The sequence below is a fragment of the Caballeronia sp. S22 genome (assembly GCF_964261745.1).
GTDB classification, from domain to species: domain Bacteria; phylum Pseudomonadota; class Gammaproteobacteria; order Burkholderiales; family Burkholderiaceae; genus Caballeronia; species Caballeronia jiangsuensis.
Window position 1 is genome coordinate 1,363,976 of sequence record NZ_OZ180039.1, and the last position, 20,885, is coordinate 1,384,860.

Sequence of the window (20,885 nt, forward strand, 5' to 3'; positions counted from 1 at the left end):
CATTACGTAAGCTCGGGCGCCCGGCTAGACCGGCTGCCGATGTCGCGTTTTCACTGGAAGATTCTCGGTCTCATCAGCGCGGGCGCGTGCCTCGACGCATTCGATGTCTATCTCGCGGGCGGCGTGTCCGCTGCCATGCTCAAATCGGGCTTCTCGACGCTGCAACTCAACGCGCTGTTCGTCTCGTCGGGCTTTCTCGGCATGGTGATCGGCGCGGGCCTGTCCGGCTATCTCGGCGACCGCTTCGGCCGCCGCTCTTCGTATCAGTTCAATCTCGCGCTCTTCGGCTTGATGTCGTTCGTCGCCGCATTTGCGCCGAACATCCAATGGCTGATCGGCGCGCGCTTCGTCATGGGCATCGGGCTCGGCGCGGAACTGGTCGTCGCGGCGGGCACCTTGTGCGAATTCATTCCGCCCGCGTATCGCGGACGCTGGATCTCGCTGCTCGGGCTCATCGTCAACTCGGGCCTCGTGATAGCAACGAGCGTGGGCTATGTGGTCATTCCGCATCTCGGCTGGCGCTGGATGTTCGGCATCGCGGGCATCGGTGCGGTGATCGTGTGGGCGCTGCGTCATCGCATGCCCGAGTCGCCGCGCTGGCTCGAATCGGTCGGACGCACGCAGGAGGCGGAAGAAACCGTGAGCGCCATCGAAGCCGAAGTCGCCGCGCGCAAAGGCCCGCTGTCCGATGTCCCGCGCACGCAGAATCTTCAGGTGCCGAGCGTGCCGCTATCGGCCCTCTTTCGCCGCGGCATGATCGGCCGCACGCTCACGGCGGCGTTGACGGCGGTCGCGGTGAACGTCGCGGTGTACGGCTTCGTCGCGTGGCTGCCGACCTTCTTCGTGCGCGAAGGCCGCGACATCGTGACTTCGCTCGGCTTCACGACGCTGATGTCCTTCGGTGCGCCCTTCGGCGCGGTGCTCGGCTACGTGACCGCCGATCGGCTGGGCCGCGCGAAAGGACTCGTGTTCTTTAGCGTCATCACCATCGTGCTGGGCTTCGTCTATCCGCAGATGACGGCCAACGCCGCGATCGCCGTCGTGGGCTTCACGCTCGTGAGCTGCATCTTCGGCATCGTCACGCTGGGTCTCTTCGGCTATGTGCCCGAACTGTTCCCGACCGCGCTGCGCCTGCGCGGCACGGGCGTGGCGGGCGTATGCGGACGCGTCGCGTCGATGCTCACTTCGTATGCCGCGGTGATCCTGTATGCGCAACTCGGGCTGTTCGGCGTGCTCGGCATGGTCGCGGGCGTTCTGATCCTGCTCGTGATCGCCGTGTTGAGTCTCGGCGTGGACGCGAACCAGTTCTCGCTGGAAGACGTCTCGCCCGATGAGGAGCCCGCCGCCAACGATCTGTCGCTCAACCATCAGGGAGCCGCGCGATGAATGCACGCAACGAGATTCGGCAGCAGGCACAAACGGTGTCGCAGCGCCTGGCTTCCTTTACGACGCATCTGCAACTGAGCGACGTGCCAGAGCGCGTGCGCGAACGCGCGAAGCATCTGATCCTCGACAGCATCGGCCTCGCCTATGCGACGCTGAAGCTGCCTTACGCAAGCTCGACGCTCGCCGCGATGCAGGAACTCGGCAGCGGCGAGGCCACGGTCTTCGGACACGAGCAAAAGCTCGCGCTGCGCGATGCGATGCTGCTCAACGGCCTGCTGATTCACAGCCTCGATTTCGACGACACCCACGCACGCGGCGTGATTCATTCGACGGCGAGCGCGTTGCCCGTCGCCTTCAATCTCGCCGAGCGGGAGAACGCGAGCGGCGCGGATCTGCTCACCGCCTATCTCTGCGCGATGGAAGTATCGACGCGCGTAGGCTCCGCCGCGAAGAGCGGCTTCCATAACGCGGGCTTTCATCCGACCGGACTCGTAGGCGCGTTCGGCTGCGCGCTGGGCGCGGCGCGTCTGCTCGGTTTGTCGGTCGAGAAGGCGCAGCATGCGCAAGGCATCGTGCTGTCGATGGCATCGGGCAATCTGGAATTTCTGCAAGACGGCGCATGGACCAAGCGTCTGCATCCGGGATGGGCCGCGGTCGCGGGCGCAACCTCCGCGACCCTTGCGAAGCATGGTTATATCGGCCCGGGCGCGGCGTATGAAGGCCGCTTCGGTCTCTATGCGCTCTACATGAAGCAGTCGCTCGAAGCGGGCGATATCGACATCGCGACGGCGGGCCTCGGCGAAACATGGGAAATCGACGGCGTTGCGCTGAAGCCGATTCCCGCGTGCCACTTCACGCATGCATCGTCGGATGCGGCGATCGCGCTGCATCGCGCGCATGGTTTGAAGGCGAGCGATATCGAGCGCGTGATCGTGCGCGTGCCCGGCCCGACGATCCCGATCGTCTGCGAGCCGGTCGCGCCGAAGCAGAATCCTTCGAACAGTTACGACGCGCAGTTCAGCATTCCGTACATCGTCGCGACCGGGCTGTTGCATGGCCGCTTCACGCTCGACGATCTCGAACCCGCAGCGCTCTCCGATGAAACCGTGCGCGCACTCGCGGCGCGCGTCGTGCACGAGGCGGACCCGGACTCGACGTACCCGCGTCACTACACGGGCGAGGTGATCGTGCATACGCGCGACGGCCGCACGCTGACGCATCGCGAGTCGATCAATCGCGGCTCGTCGGACAGGCCGCTCACCAACGACGACATCGTCGCGAAGTTTTTCGACAACGCGCAGCGCAATGTTTCGCGCGATGCCGCCGAACGCATCTGCGAAGCGGTGCTTTCGCTCGACGCGCATCCGGCACGCACGCTGGCGCACGCGCTCGCGTAAGACGTACACACGAATACAGGAGAAGCAATGGCTACCATCGACGCCGATCAACAGCAGGACTTGAGCGACTACGCAGAGAACGAGACGCTCATTCTCGACATGCTCGACCGCTTCCTCAAGACGGAAGTCAAACCGTATGTGCACGAGCTCGACGCGAAGGACGAGTATCCGCACGAGATCGTCGAGAAGATGAAGGACATGGGGCTGTTCGGTTGCCTGATCTCGCCCGAGTACGGCGGTCTCGGTCTCACGACCGCGACCTACGCGAAGATCGTCGATCGCATTTCGGCGGTGTGGATGTCGGTGAGCGGCATCATCAACTCGCACCTCATCATGGCGATGACGATCCAGCGTAACGGCACCGAAGACCAGAAACGCGAGTTCCTGCCGCGCATGGCGACGGGCGAACTGCGCGGCGGCATCGGCCTGACCGAGCCGGATTGCGGCACGGACCTTCAGGCGATCCGCACCGTCGCGCGCCGCGAAGGCGACGAGTATGTCGTCAATGGCAACAAGACATGGATCACGAACAGCAAGTACGGCAACGTGCTCGCGCTGCTCGTCAAGACCGATCCGGACGCGCAGCCGCGTCATAAAGGCATGAGCCTCTTGATCGTCGAGAAGGGACCGGGTTACGAAGTGAGCCGCCAGTTGCAGAAGCTCGGCTACAAGGGCATCGATACCTGCGAGCTCACGTTCACCGATTTTCGCGTGCCGGTGTCGCGCGTGATCGGCGGTCAGGAAGGGCTCGGGCTCAAGCAGATCCTGAGCGGTCTGGAACTCGGTCGCATCAATGTGGCGGCGCGTGGCGTCGGCGTCGCGCAGGCCGCGCTCGATGAAGCGGTCGCGTATTCGCAGCAGCGCAAGACCTTCGGCAAGCCCATCTGCGAGCATCAGGCGATCGCGCTCAAGCTCGGCGAGATGGCGACGCGCGTGGAGGCGGCGCGCCTTCTGACCGACTCGGCCGCACGCGCGTATGACAAAGGGCTGCGCTGCGACATGGAAGCGGGCATGGCGAAGTACTTCGCCACCGAAGCGGCTGTCGAGAACAGCATGGAAGCGATGCGCATCCACGGCGCGTATGGCTATTCGAAGGAATACAACGTCGAGCGGCTGTATCGCGATGCGCCGCTCCTGACCATCGGCGAGGGCACGAACGAGATGCAACGCCTGATCATCGCCAAGATGCTGATTGCGAGGAACCCTGCATGAGCCTGCCTCTTTCCGGCGTACGTATCGTCGCCATCGAACAATACGGTGCGGGTCCGTTCGCGACGCAGCATCTCGCCGATCTCGGCGCGGAAGTCATCAAGATCGAGAACTTCCGCGAAGGCGGCGATGTCGGCCGCAATGTGGGTCCTTACTTTTTCGGCGAGGGCGACAGCCATTTCTTCGAGGCGTTCAATCGCAACAAGTGCAGTCTGACGCTCGATCTGAAGAAGCCCGAGGGGCGTGAAGTGCTGCTCGATCTCGTGAAGACGAGCGATGCGGTCTTCAACAATCTGCGCGGCGATCTGCCCGTGAAACTGGGTCTCACCTACGACCAATTGAAGGACGCGAATCCGGCGATCGTCTGCGCGCATCTGTCGGCTTATGGACGCACCGGCAGCCGCGCATCGTGGCCCGGCTACGATTATCTGATGCAGGCGGAAGCGGGGTATCTGTCCGTGACCGGCGAGCCTGACGCGCCGCCCGCGCGCTTCGGCCTTTCGATCATCGATCTGATGACCGGGACCACGGCCGCGATGGCGCTGCTCGCGGGTCTCGTGCAGGCGCGCACGACGGGCATCGGCCGCGACATGGACACGAGCCTCTTCGATGTCGCGCTGCATAACCTCGCGTATGTCGGCACATGGTATTTGAACGGCGGCACGGTGACCGGACGCGACCGTCGATCGGCGCATCCGTCGCTCACGCCGAGTCAGTTGTACAAGACGAAGGACGGCTGGATCTTCCTGATGTGCAACAAGGAGAAGTTCTGGGGCGTGCTGGCCGAGATACTCGACAAGCCGTCGTGGATCACCGATGAACGCTTCTGCAATTTCAAGGCGCGGCTCGCGAATCGCGATCTCGTGGAACAGGAACTGGATGCGGCGCTCTCGCGCGCGACGACCGCCGAATGGCTCGAACGCCTGGGTGGCCGCGTGCCTGCCGCGCCGGTCTACGACGTCAAGCAGGCGCTCGACAATCCGTTCGTCGCGGAGCGTCAGAGCGTGACGGAAGCGGAGCATCCGCGCTTCGGCAGGGTCCGCAACGTGGCCGCGCCGGTGCGCGTGAACGAGACGCTGGCGGCACGCGCCGCGCCCGAACTCGGGCAGGACAACGCGAGGCTTCTGGCCGAACTCGGTTACGATGCTGGACGGATCGCTCATTTGCGCGAAAGCGGCGCGGTGCAATGATGATGCTTGCACCGGATGATGTCGCGCGAATGGCGGGTCCGTCCGTCAATCCTTCATCGTGCGTGCAAAAGATGGTCAACGTGCTCGGTCAGCAACCGCGTTATCTGCAACTGGCGCAGACGCTCATCAACGAAATTCAGAACGGACGCTTTCCGGTGGGCTCCACCATTCCCACCGAATTCGAATTGTGCGAGCAGTTCGGCGCAAGCCGCTCGACCGTGCGCGAAGCGGTCAAGCAGCTCGTGCAACTCGGCATGGTGGTGCGGCAGGCGGGCATCGGCACCACGGTCAAGGCGTTGAATTCGGAAGGCAGTTATCGGCAGGTCATGCAGCAACTGAGCGACCTGCATCGCTATTCCGCGGACACCGCGCTTCAGGTCCTGAAGAAGGAGACCGTCGAAGTGAGCGATGCCTCGCTATGCGCGATGTTGCAGGCGAAGCCCGGCGAAACGTGGCTGCGTCTGGAAGGCATCCGGCGCTCGCCCGAAAGTGTCGATCCGATCTGTCATACCGAAGTCTATATACAGCCCGCGTTCCGTTCGCTGAGGGGCATCGAGGACGAGCCGCATACGCCGATTTTCACGATGATCGAGCGTCAGTTCGGCGAGCAGATCGCACGCGTGGAGCAGGAGATTCGCGCGATGGCGTTGCCCGCGGACATCGCGCGCCTCGTCAATGCGAAGGCGCGTTCGCCCGCACTGTGGCTGTCGCGCCGGTATTTCAACAAGCGCGGGGAGATCGTCGAGGCGGCGGTCAGCATCCATCCCGCCGACCGCTTCAGCTATTCGGAGACGTTCCAGCGCGGCTGGAGCGGCGCCTGAAGCATTCGAGGAATTGCGCATGATTGCACGCAGTTATCTGTTCGTTCCGGGCGATCGTCCGGAACGTTTCGACAAGGCATTGGCGACATCGGCGCATCGCGTGGTCATCGATCTGGAGGATGCGGTCGCCATCGACGTGAAAGCGCAGGCTCGCGCGCAGATCGCGCAATGGTTGCAATCGCCGCTAGCGGACGAGGTGCGCGAGCGCGTCGTGATACGCGTGAATGCGTATGGCACGCCGTGGCACGAGGAAGATGTGTCGATGGTGCGCGCGGCTAACGTTCGCGCCGTCATGGCGCCGAAGGCCGAGGACGCGGCGCAACTCGCCGATATCGCGGCGCGCTGTGTCGAAGGTGTCGAGCTGATCGCGCTGGTGGAAAGCGTCGCGGGCGTGGTGCGCATGCGCGAGATCGCGCAGAGCGGACGCGTGGCGCGGCTCGCCTTCGGTTCGTTCGATTTCGGCGTGGACGCGGGCATCGATGGCACCGCGCGCGAGCTGGATTACGTGCGCTCGCAGTTCGTCATCGAGTCGCGCTTTGCGGGACTGCCGCCGCCGGTCGATGGCGTGACGCTCGCCACCGGCGATATCGATGCGATCAACGCCGACGTGCTCGATGCGCGCCGTTTCGGTTTCGGCGGCAAGTTATGCATCCATCCGAAGCAGGTCGAGGCGGTGAACACGGGTTTCGCGCCGAGCGGGGCGGAACGCGAATGGGCGGCGCGTGTTCTGGCCGCGCTCGAAGCCAATCCACGCGGCGCGATTTCGGTGGACGGGAAACTCGTCGACAAGCCGATCGTCGATCGCGCCCGACGAATTCAGGCCGCGTGAAGCGGACATGAGGAGATAAGAGGAATGAAGGTTCTGGTGCCGATCAAGCGTGTGGTCGATTACAACGTCAAGGTCCGGGTGAAGTCGGATAACACTGGCGTCGATATCGCCAACGTGAAGATGTCGATGAATCCGTTTGATGAGATTGCTGTTGAAGAAGCAGTGCGTCTGAAAGAAGCGGGCGTTGCGACGGAAGTTATCGCCGTGTCGTGCGGCGTGGCGCAGTGTCAGGAGACCTTGCGTACCGCGCTGGCCATCGGCGCGGATCGTGCTGTGCTGGTGGAAACGTCGGAAGAGTTGCAGCCTTTGGCCGTCGCGAAGTTGTTGAAGGCGCTGGTCGATCAGGAGAAGCCTGATTTGATCATCCTAGGCAAGCAGGCTATCGACGACGATTCGAATCAGACTGGTCAGATGCTTGCCGCACTGGCGGGCCTGCCGCAGGCGACGTTCGCATCGAAAGTCGTAGTCGCGGATGGCAAGGCGACTGTATCGCGTGAAGTCGATGGCGGCGCGGAAACGCTTTCTTTGAAGCTTCCCGCAGTGGTCACGACGGATCTGCGCCTGAACGAGCCGCGCTACGTGACGCTGCCGAACATCATGAAGGCAAAGAAGAAGCCTTTGTCGACGGTGAAGCCCGCCGATCTGGGCGTCGATGTCGCACCGCGTCTGAAGACGCTGAAGGTCGTCGAGCCGTCGAAACGCAGCGCGGGAATTACGGTTCCCGACGTGAAGGCATTGGTCGAAAAACTGAAGAACGAAGCGAAGGTAATCTGATGACGACTCTCGTTATTGCGGAACACGACAATGCGTCGATCAAGGCCGCGACGCTCAACACGATTGCGGCTGCGTTGAAGATCGGTGGCGATGTGCATGTGCTGATCGCAGGTTCGAACGCGCAGGGTGCGGCGGATGTGGCGGCGAAGATCACGGGCGTTTCGAAAGTGCTTCTCGCCGATGCGCCTCAACTCGCGGAAGGTCTTGCGGAAAACATCGAAGGCACTGTGCTGAACATCGCGAAGGACTATTCGCATATCTTCGCTCCCGCGACGGCTTACGGTAAGAACATCGCGCCGCGCATTGCCGCGCATCTCGATGTCGCGCAGATCAGCGATATCACCGCCGTCGATAGCGCCGACACGTTCGAGCGCCCAATCTACGCGGGCAATGCCATCGCCACGGTGCAATCGAGCGATCCGATCAAGGTGATCACGGTTCGCACGACGGGTTTCGATCCGGTTGCCGCAGACGGCGGAAATGCTGCGATTGAAAAGATCGAAGCCGCAGCCGACGCAGGCATCTCGCAGTTCGTGAGCCGCGAAGTGACGAAGCTCGATCGTCCGGAACTGACGAGCGCACGTATCATCGTGTCCGGTGGACGTGGGCTGGGCAGCGGCGAGAACTATACGAAAACGCTCGAACCGCTCGCCGACAAACTCAACGCGGCGCTGGGCGCATCGCGCGCGGCAGTCGATGCTGGCTATGTCCCGAACGATTATCAGGTCGGTCAAACCGGTAAGATCGTCGCGCCGCAACTGTATGTGGCTGTCGGCATCTCGGGCGCGATTCAGCATCTGGCAGGCATGAAGGATTCGAAGGTCATCGTCGCGATCAACAAAGACCCGGAAGCGCCGATCTTCAGCGTGGCCGATTACGGTCTCGTCGGCGATCTCTTCACGGTCGTACCGGAACTCGCGAGCACGCTGTGACGACGGATCGCGTGCCGCTGCACACGCGGCAGATCACACTGCAAGGCTTCAAACGCGCGGACGGTCTCTACGACATCGAAGGCCGCCTGCGCGATACGAAGTCATACGACCGCGCGTCGCATGGCGTGGTGGTCAAGGCAGGCGATCCCGTACACGAAATGATGCTGCGCATTACGATAGGCGTCGACTTCGTGATTCGCGATGCGCATGCCGAGTCGATTACCGTGCCCTATGTCGGCCATTGCGACACGATCGCGCCGGAGTATCGGAAGCTCCAGGGCATGACGCTCGCGCCGGGTTTCATGCGCGAGATCAGAAGCCTGTTCGGCGGTGTGCAGGGCTGCACGCATCTGACGGAGCTGATCGGTGCAGTGGCGACGGCCGCGTTCCAGACCATGAGCGAAGAGATCAACGCGAGCGGCGCCACACGGCCGTTTCAAATCGACGGTTGCCATGCGCTGCGCATCGACGGCCCGCTCGTCGAAGCATTTCATCCGAAATGGTACAGGGCGCGACCGCGCGCCTGAGCCTTGGTATGAGCCCGATGAATCGTCGAAAAGGGATTCTGATCCGCCTGGCATGGTCGATGACGTTGGGTGCATCGATTTGGGGTATCGCCGGCGTCGCGTTGGCTGGTGACGACATGGACACACGCGCTATCGATCTGCACGAAACCGTCGTCAAGGTGCCGGTGATCGAGCACGGCCTGTTCGGCGAACACGAACGCGACATCGTCGCGACCACCTATATGCCCGACGGCGACGGACCTTTTCCGTTGATCGTGTTGAGCCACGGCAGTCCGCCTGATCCGAGGGACCGCCCGAAGGTCGGCCGCTACCGTGAATTGCCGCAGATCCGCACATTCGTCCAGCTCGGCTTCGCAGTCATCGTGCCGATTCGCCGGGGCTTCGGCGCTACAGGCGGCACTTATGAAGAGGGCTTCGGTTCATGCAAGAACCCCGACTATCTTCAGGCAGGCAAGGACGCGGCGCAGGATGTGCTCGCAGCCGTCGCCTATGCAGGGACGTTGCCGCAGGTCGATCGGGATCACGTCGTCCTGGTGGGTCAGTCGGCAGGCGGATTCGCGTCTCTGGCAGCGGCGAGCTATGCCCCAAAGGGGCTGGTCGCGGTCGTGAACTTCTCGGGCGGTCGCGGTGGTGACCCGGCGAAACATCCGGGCATACCCTGCGGCCCGCAACAGATGGCCGACGCGATCCGGCATTTTTCATCGACGATAAAAGTGCCGGTCCTTTGGCACTATGTCGAAAACGATTTGTACTTCGCGCCCCAGATCGTGGCGACCTGGTTTGCAGCGTTTCAGGCGGCTGGCGGTCAGGGAGAGATGATCGTCGAGCCGCCTTTTGGAAGGAACGGTCACGGGATGTTTGCCGTCACCGATTCCATTCCCATCTGGTTGCCGCACGTCGAGCAGTTCCTTTCTCCTCTGGTGTCGATGAAGCAGTAACCGGGGCGGAACCACTGTGCACCGATCAACTCGACATCAGGCCTTCGGCGCGAGCCACGAATCTTCGGCTTCGATACCGTCCGGTTCGTAGGTCCACGTGATCTTTTCGTACGTGAACGCGAGGTCTTCCATGTGGCCCATTTGCTTGTTGTTCGGGTCCAGCGCGTTCGGCGTCCACGACTTCATGTTCGTCAGAATCGCGTTCGACAGCTTCACGGTGTAGTACTTCTCTTCCGTGCCCTTCGGCGAGATGCGGTAGAACTCCAGCGACACGTCCTTCATCTGCTCGCCCGAGGTCAGCGCCTGAAACAGCTTGGGCGAGGACTTGTCGATTTCCTTGGTGATCGTCATCGCGCCATGCACGCGCTTGCCGGTGGGCAGACCCGTTTGCGGGCTCTTCGGGATTTCGATGGTGTGATCGACGGCCTGGACGAGAATCTTTCCTTCGTGACCCTGGACTTTGTTCGAGCCTTCGATCTTGCCTTGATTTTGGCCTTCGAGGGTGAGGTAGCACGGCATCGGCATGATTTGTTCTCCGGTTTGTTTGGCGCGTTTCGTTTAGCGCATGAGATGTATTCTGTGGACGCGCCGTTACCGCCGAGTTTCAGAAAAAGGGATTCAGGTTACGAATGAAACATGGCGCTTATCCCACTTCGTCGAAACTCAGCTGAAGAACTTTCCGAGCGTAATCGTGACCGACTGCGTCGCCGTCAGTCCGATGGACGGATTCTGGTCGCAGACGTCGTCGTAGGGGAAGGCGTAGGCAAGTGAGTTCGTGCTCAGTCGATGGAACAACTGCGCCCACGGATTGAAGACGAGCGTGTTGGGGTTCGCGATCTGATAGAAGGTGGCTGCGTCGTTCTTGCAGGTCGCATCGGCGAGTGTGTTCGACATCACGCCTCGGTTGAACGCGGCGGCCAGCATCTTCTGCACGTTCTTGGCGGCGTCGCTGCCGGTCGCGAGGCTGTTCGCGCACTGCCAGACGTCATAGCTGGAGATGCCGGGCGTGCCCGCGCCGCCGACCGTGAACGCCGCCGTGCCGCTCGCCGTCGAACCGGCGTAGAACGTCAGGCCGGCACCGGATTGCACGATGCCGGTGTAGGTGCCCGTCGCGAGATCGGTGACCGACAGCGGCGTGGTGGTCCACGTCTGATACCAGTTCTCGATGGTCTGATCGAAATACGTCAGCAGCGAGCCGCTGTACTGGTTCTGCGCCGAGATGCTCTTGGGCGAGAGCGCACGCAAGGTGACGCTGCCATTGACCGCGAGTCCCGCTGGAAACGCGGACGGCGCGGGCACGCTCTGCGGCAGGTAGAACGCGGCGGGCAGCTTCGACACCGCATCGAGAATAGCCGGACGCGACGAATCGTACTGACCTTGCTGCGCGCCGCCCGGCGTGCCGTTGAGCAACAGCGGAAAGCCGAACTGATCGACCTGCGTGGTGTTGCCGTTGAAATTGCCTTCACTGTCGAACGAGAATTCGATCCAGTCGAACAGGGTGAGTGAGCCGGGACCGTCGACGGTCACAGGGGCCGTGTATGCGCTGCTGCTGAGCGCCGTGAACGGCAGTTTCGGCACACCGACGGATAGATAAATGCGGCCGCTGAACGCCGCTGTGCCGGTGCCCAGACCCGGAATGCTCGTTGCGTTGAGCTTCGACAGATCCAGTACGAAGCTGGAACCGACAGTGAGCGGAATGCTGTAATCGGCCCATGCGAGCGGATACGTTTGGGCAAGCGCGGCGGCTTCGCTGCCGGGCAGTGCGGACGAGCCGGGGAACGTCTTCGCGGCGATCGTGTTGTCGGCGGCGCTCATTACATGGGGCGTGCCGGTCGAGTCCACCCAGTACTGCGTCACGCCGGAAGCGAGACTCGTCTCGCCGATCACGTAGGCATAGACGGCCGTACCGGCCGGCAGATCGGTGTGCGTGAGATCGAGCGTCAGCGGCGTCTTCGCGGTGGATTGAGCGCCTCCTGCCTGCGGCCCGGACGGGGAAGCGGGACCGGACGACGCCGCCGTGGATCCCGACGCCGGATTCGAACCCGAACCGCCTCCGCATGCGGCGAGGAGGCCCGATGCCCCCATGCCGAGAAGAAAAGTGCGTCGGCTGATGGATTTGGTCGTCATCTTCGGGTCCTTCGTCGGAGCATACGGTTAAAGGCGGCAGGGCAGATAACCCGCGCCAGGGGATACGCGTGCGAGGGCTTCCTGGCACGACGCAGGGTTCGGGAACTGATCGGGTTATCGGCAAGCGAAGGCGGTGGCTTGAGGCTAAGCGGCGCCCAATCTTCTCGGGCGGTGCGTCACGACGGGGCTGAAGATGGAAGATTCGAGAGTAGTTTCGCTGGACCTCGGGCTGGTCCCTTAAGGTCTCTGGCGAACCCCCGCGATCAATTGCCGCGTGCGCCCATGCGCTTGCGAATCTCCGAGTCGAGAATCAGCCGCCCCCGCAACTTGCCCTTCATGCGCTTCACATAGCGCGGCGCCTCGGTCATATGGATCACCATCAGTTCGCGCACCTTGTCCGCGTCCCGTGCGCGCGCCGCTTCCGTGATCGCCTTATGGATCTTCACATTCGCGCGGCCGAAGCGCTCATGCTCGGCTGGCGGCGTGTCGTTCCTGAACTCGATGAGCTGCCGGATCATCTCGTTGATGAGCTCGCACGTGAAGCGCAAAAAGGGATTGGGGTTTGCCGCGGCGAGAATGTCGTGGAAGTTCACGTCTTCCTGACGTTGCCGCACGATGTCGCGATCCGCATGTTTCGAAGCAGGTTCGTCGCAACATGCGATGTTCGTTTCCAGCGCCGCGAAATCCTCGTCGGTGAGATGCGGCACCGCGCCCGCCGCAAGTTCGGGCTCGAGTAACTGACGCACCGTGTAGATGTCGTCGATGGTCACGTCCTTGAAGAACAGATAGTTCTGCAGCAGTTGCAAGGTGCGATCGAGCGGCACCTCGACGATCGTGCCGCCGCCCGAAGGCCCTGTCGTCACCTTGATGAGCCCTTGCACTTCGAGCGACTTGAGCGCCTCGCGCGTCGTGCTCTTGCTTACGGAAAAGAGCTGCTGCAATTCGACCTCGCGCGGCAGCTTGTCGCCGGGCTTGAGGTTCTTTTCCGTGATCAGCCGTTTGATCTCCTCCGCGACCAGGTCGGCGCGCTTTGGCTGCTTGATCGGCTGCTGCGCGATCTCGATTGCTGCGCCCGCGCGTTTTGCACGCTCCATCACCATGTCGATGCTCCCTGTCTTTGTCTGCTTTATACGCGCGCACGGCCCGCTCGTCAGACTTGGAATTTTGCCTTATTGACACGCGAATTTATTGTTTCTAGCATCAGGTTCATTCTATTTATCATGATAAATAGAATGAACCGGGCCGAGGCTTGAAGCTACCACGAAAATAAAGCGTAGCGGCTGCGCGGGTCATCTTCTCAAGGAGCGTCAATTTTGAATCGCCGAAACATGTTGAAGCTGGCCGCGCTGTCGGCCATTCCGGGATCGTTCGAAGCGCTCGTCGCAAGAAGCGCCTTCGCGCAGGGCTCGCCGATCCAGTTCGCGTGCCCGGTGCCCATGTCCGGTCCGTTCGCGGCGAACGGCAAGTACGCCGATCTCGGCATGAAACTCGCGATCGAGCAATACGGCAAGGTGCTCGGCCAGCCGCTCGCCTACACGACGCTCGATACCGAGGGAAAACCCGCAACCGCCGTTCGGCGCGTGCAGGAAATCGCACAGCAAAAGAACGCGCGCTATTTCGCGGGCGGCATTCTTTCTTCGGAAGCGCTCGCGATGGGCAAGGAAGCCGAAAAGGCCGACGGCATTTTCATCACGACGGCAGGCGCGGACGAACTCACCGGCAAGGACTGCAACAGCGCGACGTTCCGCTGGTCGGTGCCGACTTTCGGTGCGATCGAGCAGACCGTGCGCCCGCTGATCGAATCGATGCCCAAGGCGAAGCGCTGGTACACGATCACGCCGCAATATGTGTTCGGCGACGGCCTCCTGTCCGCGGCGAAGAACATCTTCAAGGAAAAGGGCATCGAGCATGTGGGCAACAGCTATCACTCGCTCAATGAAAAGGAATTCAGCGGCTATTTGACCAACGCGGTCGCCGCGAAGCCCGACGTTCTTCTCATTCTCAACTTCGGCTCGCAATCGTCGGACACGTTGCGTCAGGCCGTGAGCTTCGGCATGAAGAACAACTGCACGATCCTGATGGCATGGGCATCGGGTCTGGAGCAGTTCGAAGCGCTGGGGCCGGATATCTGCGAGGGCGTGTACTTCGGCGCGCAATACTGGCATGCGATCGACGCACCGCTCAACCACGATCTCGTCAAGCGCGTGAGCGCGGCTTACAAGTCGAACCCGAACTACAGCCTCGCCGGATCGTATATCTGCACGAAAATTCTTCTCGATGGCATCGTGAAGGCGGGCACCGCCGATCCGAAGAAAGTCATCGCCGCGCTCCAGGGTATGAAGTACGCGGGCCTGACCGGTCCCGAAGAGATTCGCGCGGGCGATCATCAGGTGCTGAAGAATTACTATCTGCTGAAGGGCAAGCCCAAGAGCAAGATGAAAGACAAGGACGATTACGCCGACATCGTGAGTTCGGGTCAGTCGTTCCTGCCGCTCGACAAGACGCAGTGCAAGCTCGCCTGATCGCGTGATGTACTGACGCAGATCATTCTCACGCGAATGCGGGCGAGACCTGCATTCGCGCCGCCACCTTTCTGATGCAAGGCCATGAACGTTTATCTGTTGCAGGTCGTGAACGGCATCGGCGTGGGCATGCTGTATTTTCTGCTCGCGGTCGGTTTGTCGATCGTGTTCGGGCTGCTGCGCTTCGTGAACTTCGCCCACGGCGCGTTCTATCTGTTGGGCGCGTATTTCTGCTATCAGGCGATGCAGTGGTCGATGAGCTTTTGGGCCGCGCTCGTCATCGTGCCCATCGTCGTCGGCGCGTGCGCGTGGATCGTCGAGAAACTCGTGCTGCGGCATGTCTATGCGCAACAGCACGAGTTCCATATTCTCGCGACGGTGGGTCTTGCGCTCGTGATACAGGAGTGCGCGATCATCGTGTGGGGACCGCTCGGCGATAACGTGGCCGTGCCCGACATCCTGAACGGCGTCGTGATGTGGGGCAGCTTCATCTACCCGAAGTACCGCCTCTTCGTGATCGCGTTCACGGCCGTGCTGGCGGGCGTTCTATGGTGGGTGCTCGAAGGCACGCGCCTCGGCAGCGCAGTGCGCGCGGGCAGTGAATCGAGCGAGATGGTGTCGCTGCTCGGCATCAACGTGACGCGCATCTTCAGTCTCGTGTTCGCGCTCGGCGCGGGCACGGCGGCGCTGGCGGGCGTGCTCGCCGCGCCGATACGCGGCGTCGATCCGTTCATGGGCATCGAGGCGCTCGGCGTTGCGTTCGTCGTCGTCGTGGTGGGCGGCATGGGCAACTTTCTCGGTGCGCTTGTCGGCGGATTGCTGGTCGGCATCGTGCAAAGCGTGATGAGCACGCTATGGCCCGAAGGCGCGCGTCTCATGATCTATGTCGCGATGGCCGCAGTGCTGCTGCTGCGTCCGAACGGATTGCTCGGGAGGACCGCGTGAATTCCAAGCTCGATTCGAATACATTGGACGTGAGCGTGCCCCAACGATCCCTCAGGCATTCGCTGCATCGATATCGGTTCCTGGTGCTCGCGGCGATCGTCGTCTGCATTCTGCCGATGACGATGCGTTCCGGATCGCTCGCCACCGAAGTGCTCGTCTATGCGCTCGCCGCGCTCGGCTGCAATCTGTTGCTCGGGCATACGGGCCTGCTGTCCTTCGGGCAAGGCATCTTCTTTGGCCTCGGCAGTTATAGCGCCGGCCTGATACTCACGAAGTCAGGACTGCAAGTACCCGTGGCGTTGCTCGGTGCGATCGTCGTGGGTGCGGTCGCGGCGGCCATCGTAGGATGGTTCTCGATCCGTCAGCGCGGCGCGTACTTCGTGATGCTCACGCTGGCATTCGGGCAGATGTTCTACTTTCTCGCCTACACGACGCCCGATCTCACCGGCGGCGACAACGGCCTGCTCGATATTCCGCGTCCTGCCTTGTCGATCTTCGGTCAGCCGCTCGTGTCGATCGCATCGCCGTGGCAGTACTACGCGTTCGTGGCGGTGCTGTTCCTGATCGCGTTCTGGCTGATGCTGCGCGTGTCGCATTCGGTCTTCGGCCGCACCTTGCTTGCGATCCGCGACAACGAAGCGCGCGCCGCTGCCGTTGGTTACGACGTCAGGCGCTTCAAGCTCGTGGCGTTCGTGGTATCGGGGGCGGTCACGGGGCTGGCCGGCGCACTGCACGCGATGATGACGGGTATCGCGCCGCTATCGAACATCGACTATCACACGAGCGAGATGATTCTCGTGATGACGGTGATCGGCGGCACGGGCAATCTCTTTTCCTCCGTGCTCGGCGCGGCGTTCTATGTGCTTTTCGCCGACTGGCTGTCGACGCTCTGGCCGCGCTGGCTGCTGTTGCTCGGTCTCGTGCTGATCGCGGTGAGCCTCTTCATGCAGCGCGGTTTGTGGGGACTGGGAGAACGCATCTTGCGCGTGGTGAAGCGCGATCGGGGAGAGCCGGCATGAGCGTGTCGATACTGGAAGCGAAGGGCGTCGCGAAACGCTATGGCAAGTTCGCGGCACTCACCGATGTGCATCTGCGCATCGCAAGGAACACGGTGCATTCCGTCATCGGCCCGAACGGCGCGGGCAAGACTACGCTCTTTCATGTGCTGACGGGCACGGTGCCGATCAGCGCGGGCAGTATCGTGTTCGATGGTCACGATGTGACGCACGAGCCCGATCACCGGCGCGTGAAGCGCGGCATTGCGCGTTCGTTTCAGGTGACGAGCCTGTTTGCGAATCTCCCGGTGCGCGAGAATCTGCGGCTCGCCGCGCAAGGCGTCGACTCGAAGCGCGCGCTCGATGCATGGACGCCGCCGCGTGGCGCGCTCGAACATCGCGATACGGTCGATGGCATTCTCGAGCGCCTCGCGTTGCAACGTTTCGCATCGGCGCAGGCGAGCGCGCTGTCGCATGGTCAGCAGCGGCGCCTCGAAGTAGGCATGGCGCTCGCCGCGCGGCCGAAGGCGATCTTTCTCGACGAGCCGACCTCGGGCATGGGCATCGACGATCTCGACGACATGAAGCATCTGATTCGCAGTCTGCGCGAGGACTACACGGTCGTTCTGATCGAGCACAACATGGATATCGTGATGGACATCTCCGACACGATCACGGTGATGCAGCAAGGCCGCGTGCTCGTCGAAGGCAAGCCCGCCGATATTCGTGGCGACGAGCGCGTGCGCAGCGCCTATCTCGGCAACATGATCACCGGAGGCCGCGCATGATGCTCGACGTCGATAACATTCACGGCTATTACGGCAAGAGCCATATCCTGCAAGGCGTTTCGCTGAAGATAGGCGACGGCGAGACCGTTACTCTGCTCGGGCGCAATGGCGCGGGCAAATCGACGACGCTCAAGAGCATCGCGGGCGTCGTGACGGCGCAGCAGGGCAGCGTGAAATTCAAGGGAGCCGAGCTTTCGAAGTTGCCGCCTCACAAGATCGCTGCGCGCGGCGTGTGCTTCGTGCCGGAGCATCGCGGCATCTTCAGGCTGTTATCGGTGGAGGAGAACTTGCGCCTTGGCGCGCGCAAGGACTCGCCGTGGCAACTCGCGGACATCTATCGCATCTTTCCGCGTTTGCACGAGCGGCGCACGAACGGCGGCGGACAGCTTTCCGGCGGCGAACAGCAAATGCTCGCGATCGGACGCGCGCTGATGAATCATCCGCGTCTGCTGATGCTCGACGAGCCGGTGGAAGGACTCGCGCCGGTGATCGTGGAAGAAATCGTTGCGCAACTGAAGCTGATCCGCAAAGCGGGCGTGGCGATTCTTCTCGTCGAACAGAACCTCGAAGTGTGCACGCAACTCGCCGATCGTCACTACATCATCGAGCAGGGGCGCATCGTGTACGAAGGCGCGAATGATGCGTTCATCGCCGATGAATCGATCAAGGATCGTTACCTCGGCGTTGGCGTCGTCTGAAGGTCGGATCAGCAACACTCAGCTCAGGAACTCTTCATGCAAGCTCATGATCTGCCGGCGCTGGCCGGCTTGCGCATCGACGGTGCGCGTCTCTGGAACAGCCTGATGGAGCTCGCGCGCATCGGCGCGACGCCAAAGGGCGGCGTATGCCGACTGGCGCTTACCCCGCTCGACAAGCAGGGCCGCGATCTTTTCGTCGCGTGGGCGAAGGAAATCGGCTGCACGGTGCGCGTGGATGCGATCGGCAATATCTTCGCGCGCCGCGCGGGCACGCGCGACGATCTGCCGCCCGTGATGACGGGCAGCCACATCGATACGCACCCGACCGGCGGCAAGTTCGACGGCAACTACGGCGTTCTGGCGGGCCTCGAAGTCTTGCGCACGCTGAACGACAACAACGTGCGCACGAAAGCGCCGCTCGAAGTCGCTGTCTGGACCAACGAGGAAGGCTCGCGTTTCGTGCCGGTGATGATGGGCTCGGGCGTGTTCGCGGGCGCATTCACGCTCGATCATGCGCTGGCGCAGACGGATCGCGAAGGCGTATCGGTGCGCGATGCGCTCGCATCCATCGGCTATGCGGGCGAACGCGTTGCGGCGCATGACGTGGGCGCGTATTTCGAAGCGCATATCGAGCAGGGGCCGGTGCTGGAAGCGAACGACACGGTGATCGGCGTCGTGCAGGGCGCGCTCGGCCAACGCTGGTACGACGTGACGATCGAAGGCATGGAAGCGCACGCGGGCCCGACGCCCATGGAGTTGCGCCGCGATGCGCTGCTGGCGGCCGCCGATCTGATTCGCACGGTCAATCGCATCGCGCTCGATCACGCGCCGCATGGACGCGGCACGGTCGGCTGGGTGGACGTGCATCCGAATTCGCGCAACGTGATTCCGGGGCGCGTGAAGCTGAGCGTCGATCTGCGCGCCGCAGACGATGCCGCGCTCCTCGCGATGGACCGTGCATTGCGCGACGCGTGCGCGCAAGCGGGCTTGCCGGTGCAGGTAGACGAAGTTGTCTACTTCGCGCCGCAGCCGTTCGAAGCATCGCTGGTTGCTTCGGTGCGAGAGAGCGCGCAGGCGCTCGACCTAAACTCGATGAATATCGTGAGCGGCGCGGGACATGACGCCGTGTATCTCGCGCGTGTGGCGCCTGCGGCGATGATCTTCGTGCCGTGCAAGGACGGCATCAGTCACAATGAAATCGAGGATGCACGCGCCGATCATCTCGAAGCGGGTTGCAACGTGCTGCTGCAAGTGATGCTGCGCGCGGCGAATGCATCTGCCGACAGTGTCGAAGGAGAGGCCGCATGAAGATTCTCATTGCGCGGATGAATCACGAGACCAATACGTTTTCGCCCGTCGCGACGCCGCTCGCGGCCTTCGGGCGCGAAGGCCCCTGCTATGGCGACGACGCGTATCGCGAGAATGCGGGCATGCGCACGGCGATGTCCGCGTTCATCGATGCCGCGAAGCGCGAGCAGGCCGAGGTCGTCACGCCGATATCGGCATCGGCGAATCCGAGCGGGCGCGTGGCCGCCGCGGCTTATGACGCGATCTGCCAGGCGATCGTCGATGCCGCAGCCGGTTGCGATGCGGTGATGCTCGATCTGCACGGCGCGATGGTCGCGGAAAACTCGTCCGACGGCGAAGGCGATTTGCTGGAACGCGTGCGGCGTGCGCTGCCTCATGCGCCGATCGCCGTGTCGCTCGATCTGCACGCGAACGTCACGCAGAAGATGATCGACAACGCGGATGTGATAACGAGCTTCAAGACCTATCCGCACGTCGACATGTACGAGAGCGGCGAGCATGCGGCGCGGCTCTTGCTCGATCTCATTCATGGCAAGGCGAAGCCCGTGATCGCATGGGCGCAGCCGCCGCTGCTCACGCACACGCTCAGGAGTTCGACCGCCGGGGGTGCGATGAAGCGCGCCGTCGATGCCGCTCGCGCCGCCGAAGGAGAGGATGGCGTGCTGGCCGTGTCGGTACTGTCGGGCTTCTCGCTTGCGGATATCGACGCGCCTTGCATCAGCGTCGTCGTCGTGGCGAATGGTGCGCGTGCGAAGGCGCAGGAAGTCGCGGACCGCATCGCGCGGCAGATCTGGGGCGAGCGCGATGACTTCGTGTATCGCAGCGCGCCGCTTGCGCAATCGATAAGCGAAGGCGCCGCACTCGCGCGCGAGACGGACAAGCCCGTGCTGCTGCTCGATCACGGCGACAACTGCATGTCGGGCGGAACATGTGACACGACCGATGCATTCGAAGAGGCGTTGAAGCAAGGCCTCGATGGGATCGTCGTCGGGCCCTTGTGCGATCCCGAAGCGGTGGCCACGCTTTTCGAAGCAGGCGAGGGCGCGACGGTCACGGTTGGCATCGGCAACAAGCTTGCAAGCGTGGCATCGCGCGGAAAGCCGCCGCTCGAAGTGACGGGTATCGTGCGCGCGCTGACCGATGGCGAGTACATCATCAGCGGCCCGACCTACACGGGACAACGCGCATATATGGGTCGCGCCGCCGTGCTGGAAACGCCGGTTGCGCGCATCCTCGTAACGGAGCGGACGCACGAACCGTGGGATCTGGGCGTGTTCGAGAGCGTTGGTATCGATCCGCGCGGCGCGAGGTTTCTGATACTCAAGTCGCGCATGTATTGCCGCCCGGTGTTCGTGCCGATTTCGGGCGGACTCGTCGAATGCGATAGCCGTGGCGTCACGAGCTCCGACTACGGCCTTTTCTCGTTCGAGAACCTGAGGCGGCCTGTCTATCCGCTGGATTCGGGTATCGAGTATTGATCGCGGGCGGGGTATCGCGTG

The 20,885-nt window shown here is 62.6% G+C and carries 20 protein-coding genes; 17 read left to right on the plus strand and 3 right to left on the minus strand.

What is annotated here, in order from left to right; translation table 11 throughout:
• The first annotated feature begins 39 nt into the window (after positions 1–39).
• The 10 genes from ACEN42_RS37835 to ACEN42_RS37880 all read left to right on the plus strand — a co-directional run bounded on the left by ACEN42_RS37835 (position 40) and on the right by ACEN42_RS37880 (position 10,003).
• Complete coding sequence (locus tag ACEN42_RS37835) at positions 40–1,386, plus strand: MFS transporter (RefSeq protein ID WP_284509228.1); 1,347 nt, start codon at positions 40–42, stop codon at positions 1,384–1,386.
• Positions 1,383–2,783 carry an MmgE/PrpD family protein gene (locus ACEN42_RS37840; RefSeq protein ID WP_371882663.1) on the plus strand — a complete coding sequence of 467 codons (1,401 nt, stop codon included), beginning with the start codon at positions 1,383–1,385 and terminating at the stop codon, positions 2,781–2,783. Before ACEN42_RS37835 ends, ACEN42_RS37840 begins: the two co-directional genes overlap by 4 nt.
• A 27-nt stretch (positions 2,784–2,810) precedes the next feature.
• Positions 2,811–3,995, plus strand: coding sequence for an acyl-CoA dehydrogenase family protein (locus ACEN42_RS37845; protein ID WP_371882664.1), 1,185 nt, complete (start codon positions 2,811–2,813; stop codon positions 3,993–3,995).
• Positions 3,992–5,182, plus strand: a complete 1,191-nt coding sequence (locus ACEN42_RS37850) for a CaiB/BaiF CoA transferase family protein (protein ID WP_371882665.1) — start codon at positions 3,992–3,994, stop codon at positions 5,180–5,182. Before ACEN42_RS37845 ends, ACEN42_RS37850 begins: the two co-directional genes overlap by 4 nt.
• Positions 5,183–5,253: 71 nt before the next feature.
• Positions 5,254–6,003, plus strand: coding sequence for a GntR family transcriptional regulator (locus tag ACEN42_RS37855; RefSeq protein WP_371883202.1), 750 nt, complete (start codon positions 5,254–5,256; stop codon positions 6,001–6,003).
• 19 nt (positions 6,004–6,022) lie between these two features.
• Positions 6,023–6,832, plus strand: a complete 810-nt coding sequence (locus ACEN42_RS37860) for a CoA ester lyase (protein ID WP_371882666.1) — start codon at positions 6,023–6,025, stop codon at positions 6,830–6,832.
• Between the two features lie 24 nt (positions 6,833–6,856).
• Positions 6,857–7,606 (plus strand): electron transfer flavoprotein subunit beta/FixA family protein, encoded by a 750-nt coding sequence (locus ACEN42_RS37865; protein WP_371882667.1) that lies wholly within the window; start codon positions 6,857–6,859, stop codon positions 7,604–7,606.
• Positions 7,606–8,538 carry an electron transfer flavoprotein subunit alpha/FixB family protein gene (locus tag ACEN42_RS37870; RefSeq protein ID WP_371882668.1) on the plus strand — a complete coding sequence of 311 codons (933 nt, stop codon included), beginning with the start codon at positions 7,606–7,608 and terminating at the stop codon, positions 8,536–8,538. Before ACEN42_RS37865 ends, ACEN42_RS37870 begins: the two co-directional genes overlap by 1 nt.
• Positions 8,535–9,065: a DUF2889 domain-containing protein gene (locus ACEN42_RS37875; protein ID WP_238211764.1), complete on the plus strand. Its 531-nt coding sequence runs from the start codon at positions 8,535–8,537 to the stop codon at positions 9,063–9,065. The genes ACEN42_RS37870 and ACEN42_RS37875 overlap by 4 nt, the downstream gene beginning before the upstream one ends.
• An 8-nt stretch (positions 9,066–9,073) precedes the next feature.
• Positions 9,074–10,003: an alpha/beta hydrolase family protein gene (locus ACEN42_RS37880; RefSeq protein ID WP_371882669.1), complete on the plus strand. Its 930-nt coding sequence runs from the start codon at positions 9,074–9,076 to the stop codon at positions 10,001–10,003.
• A 36-nt stretch (positions 10,004–10,039) separates the two neighbouring features.
• Here ACEN42_RS37880 and ACEN42_RS37885 read toward each other — a convergent pair whose 3' ends face one another.
• From ACEN42_RS37885 to ACEN42_RS37895, 3 genes are all read right to left on the minus strand, one after another.
• The gene (locus ACEN42_RS37885) at positions 10,040–10,528 is read right to left on the minus strand and encodes an Hcp family type VI secretion system effector (protein ID WP_035498061.1); all 489 of its coding nucleotides are present in this window, start codon (positions 10,526–10,528) and stop codon (positions 10,040–10,042) included.
• Between the two features lie 138 nt (positions 10,529–10,666).
• A complete protein-coding gene (locus ACEN42_RS37890; RefSeq protein ID WP_371882670.1) occupies positions 10,667–12,130 on the minus strand; it encodes a beta-1,3-glucanase family protein in 1,464 nt (487 codons plus the stop codon).
• A gap of 263 nt (positions 12,131–12,393) precedes the next feature.
• The gene (locus tag ACEN42_RS37895) at positions 12,394–13,230 is read right to left on the minus strand and encodes a FadR/GntR family transcriptional regulator (RefSeq protein WP_035498065.1); all 837 of its coding nucleotides are present in this window, start codon (positions 13,228–13,230) and stop codon (positions 12,394–12,396) included.
• A 213-nt stretch (positions 13,231–13,443) separates the two neighbouring features.
• Between ACEN42_RS37895 and ACEN42_RS37900 the strand changes: the two genes are divergently transcribed.
• The 7 genes from ACEN42_RS37900 to ACEN42_RS37930 all read left to right on the plus strand — a co-directional run bounded on the left by ACEN42_RS37900 (position 13,444) and on the right by ACEN42_RS37930 (position 20,864).
• On the plus strand, positions 13,444–14,652 hold the full coding sequence (locus ACEN42_RS37900) for an ABC transporter substrate-binding protein (protein WP_187603517.1): 1,209 nt from the start codon (positions 13,444–13,446) through the stop codon (positions 14,650–14,652).
• Positions 14,653–14,736: 84 nt separating this feature from the next.
• Positions 14,737–15,597, plus strand: coding sequence for a branched-chain amino acid ABC transporter permease (locus ACEN42_RS37905; RefSeq protein WP_238211769.1), 861 nt, complete (start codon positions 14,737–14,739; stop codon positions 15,595–15,597).
• The gene (locus ACEN42_RS37910) at positions 15,594–16,616 is read left to right on the plus strand and encodes a branched-chain amino acid ABC transporter permease (RefSeq protein WP_371882671.1); all 1,023 of its coding nucleotides are present in this window, start codon (positions 15,594–15,596) and stop codon (positions 16,614–16,616) included. The genes ACEN42_RS37905 and ACEN42_RS37910 overlap by 4 nt, the downstream gene beginning before the upstream one ends.
• Complete coding sequence (locus ACEN42_RS37915; RefSeq protein ID WP_371882672.1) at positions 16,613–17,380, plus strand: ABC transporter ATP-binding protein; 768 nt, start codon at positions 16,613–16,615, stop codon at positions 17,378–17,380. Before ACEN42_RS37910 ends, ACEN42_RS37915 begins: the two co-directional genes overlap by 4 nt.
• On the plus strand, positions 17,377–18,078 hold the full coding sequence (locus ACEN42_RS37920; protein WP_238211773.1) for an ABC transporter ATP-binding protein: 702 nt from the start codon (positions 17,377–17,379) through the stop codon (positions 18,076–18,078). The genes ACEN42_RS37915 and ACEN42_RS37920 overlap by 4 nt, the downstream gene beginning before the upstream one ends.
• Positions 18,079–18,114: 36 nt before the next feature.
• Complete coding sequence (locus ACEN42_RS37925; RefSeq protein ID WP_371882673.1) at positions 18,115–19,386, plus strand: Zn-dependent hydrolase; 1,272 nt, start codon at positions 18,115–18,117, stop codon at positions 19,384–19,386.
• The gene (locus ACEN42_RS37930) at positions 19,383–20,864 is read left to right on the plus strand and encodes a M81 family metallopeptidase (RefSeq protein WP_371882674.1); all 1,482 of its coding nucleotides are present in this window, start codon (positions 19,383–19,385) and stop codon (positions 20,862–20,864) included. Before ACEN42_RS37925 ends, ACEN42_RS37930 begins: the two co-directional genes overlap by 4 nt.
• Positions 20,865–20,885: the final 21 nt, after the last annotated feature.